Below are 7,039 nucleotides of genomic sequence, written 5' to 3'. Positions count from 1 at the left end.
GAGAATATTATCAGACAATGATAAACAGAGGTGTATATTCTCCTGGAGAATTTGAGTTTATCAAATCCAATATAAAAAATAAAACTCTGGTTTCCAGGACAATCGATCTTAGAAATGGAGAACTGGGATCTCCTTCAAGAGAATATAAAAGGACAGCCTTATTTAAGAAAGGTCAGGTTCCTGACGGATTCACTGATAATGTCTACTGGGGAATCAAAAATATGTTTGGAAGTAAGGATGAGCCGGCAGAAGATGAAAAAGAGAAAGAAAATAAAAGTAAAAAGAAATCCAGAATTTTTTTCAAACATTTTTTCTAAAATAATGTTCAAAAGAGATAATTGAATAAAATATAGAAAAATAAAAAAAGAAGCTATTGCTGTAGAGTGAACGTCTATAGCAATAGCTTTTATTATTTATAATGTTTAAATAAAATTTTTTTCAAAATAAAGCTGTTTTCAGAAATTCAGTTAAGAAACTTGAAAAGTTTGTTTATATGTAATAGTATTAACTAAATAATTGGTAAAAAAGGGGATGAGTTATTTTGGAAAATCAAGATAAAATAAAGATGGTGGCAATTGATTTAGACGGGACACTTTTGAATTCTGATCATAAAGTTTCGGTTAAAAACATGGAGATATTGAGAAAATTAGAGGGAAAAGGAATACATATAGTGATAACAACAGGGAGAGCATATGAAGCCATGGTCAGGTTTTATAATGAAATAGGTCTCACCGGGGAGATTATATGCTATAACGGAGCCGTCGTATATGACAAAGAACATAATATAATCTGGAAAAACACACTGGATCATGATACCGGACTAGAGCTTGTAAAGATAGGAGAAAAGTTTGAAACGTATCATCATGGATTTATCGATAATAAATGGGTTCTTCCGGAGATGTCAGATATAGCTGAAAAATATAAGCACAGAACCGGACTTACTGAAACAATTGTTGATTTTCATCAGTTGGAAAATATAGCTTTTACCAAAATGATGTACATCGGAGAAAATGAAATACTTATGGATATATACAATGTTCTCGACGATAAGTTCGGGGATCACCTCTATAAAGCTTTCTCAAATCCCATGTTTCTTGAGATAATGCACAGAGACTCGTCAAAGGCTAATGCGTTATCTTATCTTTTGGAAAAAAAGGGGCTGACTTCAGACAATCTAATGGCTATAGGAGACGGCTATAATGATTTTGAGATGCTCTCCATGGCAGGTATAGGGGTTGTCATGGACAATGCTCCAGAAGAGCTAAAAAAGCATTTTATGCATAAGGCTCTATCCAATGACGAAGATGGAGTATGCAGATATTTAGAAAAATATTTTGGAATAGAATAAGTATTGAAGATCAACTTAAAAAAGGAACCACTGCTATTCACAGTGGTTCCTTTTTTATATTCACAGTGATAGAATTTATTTTTTCTTCATAGCTATATATAGACAGTAACCGAAACCACCCCAAAGGATAGTAATACTTACTGCAGCTGATATAATTGCACCAGTACTCATAATTATACCTCCTTTTTTAAATCAGGTTTAGTATTAACTTTTGCAAATTTAGGAAAAATTACTGCAAGTAAAACAGTTCCTAGCATGAATCCTCCGCCGTATAATCCGATGGCACTGAGTGAGTATCCTTCGTAAGGAGATGAGATGTCAGCTATAATATTTTTAACTGTCATAACACCTAGTATAGCAGGAGTAAGATATTTCAGGCAGAAGTTCCACCATTTACCAACTTTAAAGTCTGATAGAGGGTTAACATATTCTCTGATACTTTCAAGGTTATAGAACCAAGAAAGAAGGATTATTTCTATAAGTCCTGCAACTGCAACACCGTAGTTATTGATATAGTGATCTACTATGTCAAGGATGTAAAGACCTGCTCCTGTAGCAAAGATAAGTGATACAGAAAGTCCTGCTAAAGTAACCATATTAAGTGCTTTTTTACGTTCCATTCCAAAGTTATCAACAATACTTGAAAGTACAGTTTCAACAAGGGATATACTTGAAGATATTCCTGCGAATAAAAGAGACAGGAAGAAGGTTACTCCGAATAAACTGTTCATTCCAGGAAGAGCACTGATTGCTTTTGGGAAAACTATAAATGCTAGCCCTACTCCTGCACTGGCAACTTCACTTACTTCTACACCTTGAGTATGTGCCATGTATCCTAGAATACTGAATACTCCCATACCTGAAAGAATACTGAAACTACAGTTTCCAAGTCCTGTGATAAATGCATTATTAACTATATCAGAATCTTTAGGAAGGTAGCTTGAATAAGCAAGCATTATTCCGAAGGCGATACTTAGAGAATAAAATATCTGACCATATGCAGCAACCCATACTTTTGGATCTGCAAGTCTGCTGAAATCAGGTCTGAAGAAATACTCAAGTCCTTTAGCTGCTCCTGGAAGAGTAAGTCCTCTTGCAGTTATTGCAATAAGAGTTATTACTAATAAAGGCATAAAGATTTTACTTGCTTTTTCTATTCCGCCTTTGATACCCATTTTGAGTACAGTATAGTTAATTCCCCAGATTATAAGAAGAGGTATAACTACTTTCAGGTTAAGTCCTCCCAAATTCATAGGAGAATCTGATAAGTTCAGATAGGTTCCGAAAAGGAATCCTTTTGTGTCCTCTCCCCAGCTAGTGTTAAATGCATATTTTAAGTAACTCATCGCCCAGGCGATTACTACCATGTAATATACTGTTATACCAAACGAAATTGCTGTCTGCCACCAACCGAAAACCTGCCATTTTTTATTAAGTGACTTAAATACTCCAGGAGCACTGCTTCTTATTTTGTGTCCCAGTCCAAATTCTAAAATCAGAATAGGAATTCCCGCAGTAAGAAGAGCTATCATATATGGGATTAAAAATGCTCCCCCACCATTACTTGCAGCCGTATATGGAAATCTCCAGATATTACCCAGTCCAACAGCAGAACCTATCGCAGCCATTATAAATCCGACACGCGAGCCCCACTCTCCTCTATGCTTTTTACTCATTGTAACCACCTCTTTCTGTAATTTTAAGAAAATTATTAATTTACATTAAATTTGAAATTAAACTTTAATGAATATATTTTGTAATTTAATGTAAAATTTATATTTATTCCATATGGTTACATATTATATATCATTTTTTTGTTATGTCAATACTATTTTTATAAGCCTAATTTAGTTTTCCTTCTGTAGACCTTTTAAACAAAAGGTTTGTCTTTACTGTGAAATGTTGAAATTTATATACAATATCAATACAAAACAATCTGAAAATATATTAATGTGATTTTTTTTATAATTTTTTATAAAAAATACTGTATTATTTAATAAGTAACATTAAGTGTTAAGTCCTTTTTTTTTATACAATTAAAATTCTATTAATTTTTAATTAAATAATGGGAGTTTAAAGGGGTTAAATCGGTAAAAAATGAAAAAATTACATTTTGAAAATTAATGTTGTATTAACAAAAAATCAGATAAAAAAAAAGCAGGCATAAAGCCTACTTTATTTTAATCCATCCCATCATAATATCCGCTTCTAATTCTCCATTGAAATTTTTAATTCTTCCCCTTAACCGGCCTTCTTTTACAAAGCCTACCTTTTCGTAAAATTGGATAGCCCTAGGGTTGCTTTCACGGACTAAAACTTCCAGTCTCATAACATCTTTCATTTTTGATACCTTTTTAAAAAAGTATTTAAAAAGAGACTTTCCCAGTCCCATTCCTCTATACTCACGAAGAACGGCCACATTGATATCACTTATCACATGGTCAAAAAGGTGAAAGTTCTCTCTGCATCCGTGAAGTTCACCTATGATTTTTCCTTCTACCTCAGCTACTACAATAATTCCGCTGTCTATTGCTTTTTTTACAAAACCTTCCACATATTCCCTTGTGATTTCATCTTTCAGTATAGGGAGTCCGCTTCCTTCATAGGCTGCATTTTTGTATAGAGTTCTTATCCCATCTATATCTTCTATTTTTCCAAGTCTAACAATCATTTTTATCCTCCAAACTATGATGATTTAAATTATAGATTTTCATTATTTTATGTTTTCTAAAAAACTGCAACGTAAAAAAACTTTGCCGCATAACTATAATGTTATCCCCTAAATTTCACGATGTCAATTTTAAAAAATAATTATGTTATATTTATGTACTAAATACTTTAATTGAAACCAGTATAAGGTGGACATATTAAAAAAAAAATGTTATTTTATTATAATTAAAAAAAATTTAATCGAAAATTTATATTATATACTTTAGGGAGGAGATCTATTATGTTTGATTATCACATACATTCTGAATTTTCAGATGACTCGACGGAAAAGATGAGCAATATAGTTGAAGAAGCTATAAAAAAAGGCGGGAAAAAACTGTGTTTTACAGAGCATATGGAGTTCAACTATCCTCATGAAGAGTTGAAATTTGAGCTGAATTATGATGAGTATAAAAAAGAGTTTGAGAGGATAAAATCGATCTACGGAGAGAGGATAGACCTGTATATGGGTGTAGAAATGGGAATCCAGGCAGGAAAAAGAGAAATAGAGGAGACAATAAAATATGCCGATAGCCATGAATTTGACTTTATTATTGCCTCTGCTCACTGTCTTGAAGGGGAAGACCTGTACAGCATGAGTTCAGATACCAAAAATATAGACGAATTTTTTATAAGATATTTTTATGAGATGCTAAATGTTTTTAAGCATTACAGTGACTATGATGTAGTAGGGCATATCGACCTCATAAGAAGATATTTCCTCCAGGCACAAGACCATAAGCTGGGGAAATCTCAGGATGTACTGAGGGAGCTTCTGTGCCATGTTATAAATAGTGATAAGGGAATAGAGATAAATACAGGAGGTCTTTTTTATAAGTCTGCAAATATAAATCCCACTCTGGATATATTGAAGCTCTATAAAGAGATGGGGGGAGAGATAATTACCATAGGAAGTGACGCCCATATTGCTGAGAGGGTAATGAGTAATTATTCCAAGGCTATAGAGGCTCTAGATACAGCTGGATTTAAGTATGTGACGACTTACTCCCAGAGAAAAAAAGAGTTTCATAAGATAAAATAAAAATGAGATAAAAAAATATTTAAGAGTAATTTCATATTCCTTCCTGAATCATTAGAGGTATAATCTATTGATGCAGGAAGGTTTTTTTATGAACAGAAATAAAAAAAGGAGGCAGTTATGGCTATTAAAAATTTTGACGAGTTGATAAAAAAAATAAAAAAAATTGAAAAGCCTAAAAAAGTGGTTGTCGTCTGTGCTCATGATAAACATACATTAGAAGCCCTTGGTAAAGCAGAAAAAGAGGGAATAATAGAATCAATACTGATAGGAAATAAAAATAGAATAAAAGAACTGTTAAAAAGTATAGTCTTTGAAAAAAGCGAAGACAGTATAATAGACTCAGGTTCTGACACAGAAGCTGCATACAGGGCAGTGGAGCTCGTGAGATGTCATAAAGGTGATTTTATAATGAAAGGTAAGATACAGACGGCTGACCTGCTGAAAGCAGTAGTGGACAGAGATAAGGGCCTCAGAGGAGATAAGATTATGTCACACATCTCTTTTTTGGAGGTGCCGACATACCACAAGCTTCTGGCTGTTACTGACGGAGGGATGGTGATTTCTCCCGGCCTGGAAGAAAAAAAACAGATACTGGAGAATGCAGTGGAGATTTTCCTCTCTCTGGGATATGAGAATCCAAAAGTAGCCCTTCTTGCAGCAGTGGAGAAAACGAACCCTAAAATGTCAGAAAGTGTAGACGGGGAAGCTCTGAAAAAAATGAATCTAAACGGAGAGATAAAAAACTGCCTGGTCGAGGGACCGATCTCCTATGACCTGGCCATATGCAAAAAATCAGCCGAAATAAAAGAATACAGCAGTCCCGTGGCTGGTGATGCCGATATTCTCGTAGTACCAAATATCACAGTGGGAAATGTGCTGGCCAAATCCCTGGTTTATTCTGGTAAAGCTAAGATGGCGGGGTTTGTAGCCGGGGCGGGGGTTCCTATTGTTTTGACATCCAGAGGTGCCTCTTCAGAAGAAAAATATCTTTCTTTGGTTCTCTGTGCCGCACTGTTTCATAGTGATATCTGATTGTCAGATTAGGAGGTAGATATGGGGAAATATATACTGGCTATAAATCCTGGGTCAACTTCTACAAAAATAGCAGTCTATGAAGATAAAAAAATAATGTTTGAAAAAAATATAGAACATTCATCAGAGGAGTTATCAAGGTTTGGAAAAATCACAGATCAGTATGAGATGAGATACAAAGAGATAGAGGGCGTTTTATCAGAGAATGATTTTCAAGTGGAAAAACTCTCAGCAATAGTCGGGAGAGGCGGCCCGGTGGCACCTCTAGAATCTGGAGCGTACAGAGTAAATGAAGTAATGGTAGAAAAACTAATGAATAGTCCCATGGTGGATCACGCATCAAATCTGGGAGGTGTAATGGCATTTAATTTAGCCCGGCCTTTAGGCATTCCTGCATTTATTTATGATGCAGTTTCCACTGATCAGATGACAGATATTGCGAGAATTTCCGGAATAAAGGATATAACAAGGAAAAGTCTTATTCATGCACTGAATATGAGGGCAGTGGGGATAAGGTGTGCTGAGAAAATGGGAAAGGGATATCATGAAGTGAATTTTATAATTGCACATCTAGGGGGAGGTATAACCATAGCCGTTCATGAAAAGGGAAGAATTGTGGACCTTGTATCAGATGATGAGGGGCCTTTTTCTCCAGAAAGGGCAGGGAGAGTCCCGTGCAAAGAACTTATTAATATGTATTATTCGTATAACCTGGATACAATGAAAAAAAAACTGAGGGGACAAGGGGGATTAATATCTTATTTAGGAACCAACAGTACTGTGGAAGTGGAAAAAAGAATAAAAAATAAAGACGGATATGCAAAACTTATATACGAAGCCATGGCCTACCAGGTGTCTAAAGGAATATGTGAGCTGACCGCAGTTGTAAAGGGGAAGGTTGACATGAT

7 protein-coding genes and 1 pseudogene are annotated in these 7,039 nt (G+C 34.7%); 5 read left to right on the top strand and 3 right to left on the bottom strand.

Going from position 1 to position 7,039, the window contains the following annotated elements:
* Positions 1 to 317: pseudogene (locus ABZA26_RS04375) on the top strand (penicillin-binding protein); the annotation flags it as partial.
* Positions 318 to 541: 224 nt separating this feature from the next.
* Positions 542 to 1,348 (top strand): Cof-type HAD-IIB family hydrolase, encoded by an 807-nt coding sequence (locus ABZA26_RS04370; RefSeq protein ID WP_372713295.1) that lies wholly within the window; start codon positions 542 to 544, stop codon positions 1,346 to 1,348.
* A 75-nt stretch (positions 1,349 to 1,423) separates the two neighbouring features.
* Here ABZA26_RS04370 and ABZA26_RS04365 read toward each other — a convergent pair whose 3' ends face one another.
* From ABZA26_RS04365 to ABZA26_RS04355, 3 genes are all read right to left on the bottom strand, one after another.
* Positions 1,424 to 1,519 (bottom strand): MetS family NSS transporter small subunit, encoded by a 96-nt coding sequence (locus ABZA26_RS04365; protein WP_372713294.1) that lies wholly within the window; start codon positions 1,517 to 1,519, stop codon positions 1,424 to 1,426.
* Positions 1,520 to 1,521: 2 nt separating this feature from the next.
* Positions 1,522 to 3,024 (bottom strand): sodium-dependent transporter, encoded by a 1,503-nt coding sequence (locus ABZA26_RS04360; RefSeq protein WP_372713293.1) that lies wholly within the window; start codon positions 3,022 to 3,024, stop codon positions 1,522 to 1,524.
* 494 nt (positions 3,025 to 3,518) lie between these two features.
* Positions 3,519 to 4,019 (bottom strand): N-acetyltransferase family protein, encoded by a 501-nt coding sequence (locus ABZA26_RS04355; protein ID WP_372713292.1) that lies wholly within the window; start codon positions 4,017 to 4,019, stop codon positions 3,519 to 3,521.
* Positions 4,020 to 4,298: 279 nt separating this feature from the next.
* Here ABZA26_RS04355 and ABZA26_RS04350 point away from each other — a divergent pair, with 279 nt between their 5' ends.
* The 3 genes from ABZA26_RS04350 to buk all read left to right on the top strand — a co-directional run.
* On the top strand, positions 4,299 to 5,099 hold the full coding sequence (locus tag ABZA26_RS04350; protein ID WP_372713291.1) for a histidinol-phosphatase HisJ family protein: 801 nt from the start codon (positions 4,299 to 4,301) through the stop codon (positions 5,097 to 5,099).
* Between the two features lie 117 nt (positions 5,100 to 5,216).
* Positions 5,217 to 6,131 carry a bifunctional enoyl-CoA hydratase/phosphate acetyltransferase gene (locus tag ABZA26_RS04345; RefSeq protein WP_372713290.1) on the top strand — a complete coding sequence of 305 codons (915 nt, stop codon included), beginning with the start codon at positions 5,217 to 5,219 and terminating at the stop codon, positions 6,129 to 6,131.
* Positions 6,132 to 6,152: 21 nt separating this feature from the next.
* The coding region (gene buk, locus ABZA26_RS04340) for a butyrate kinase (protein ID WP_372713289.1) at positions 6,153 to 7,039 on the top strand (887 nt) is incomplete at its 3' end.

It is taken from the genome of Ilyobacter sp. (assembly GCF_041583315.1).
In the GTDB taxonomy this organism is placed as follows: Bacteria; Fusobacteriota; Fusobacteriia; order Fusobacteriales; family Fusobacteriaceae; genus Ilyobacter.
Note: the sequence above shows the minus strand (reverse complement) of the source record. Positions and strands in the feature narration are given on the sequence as shown.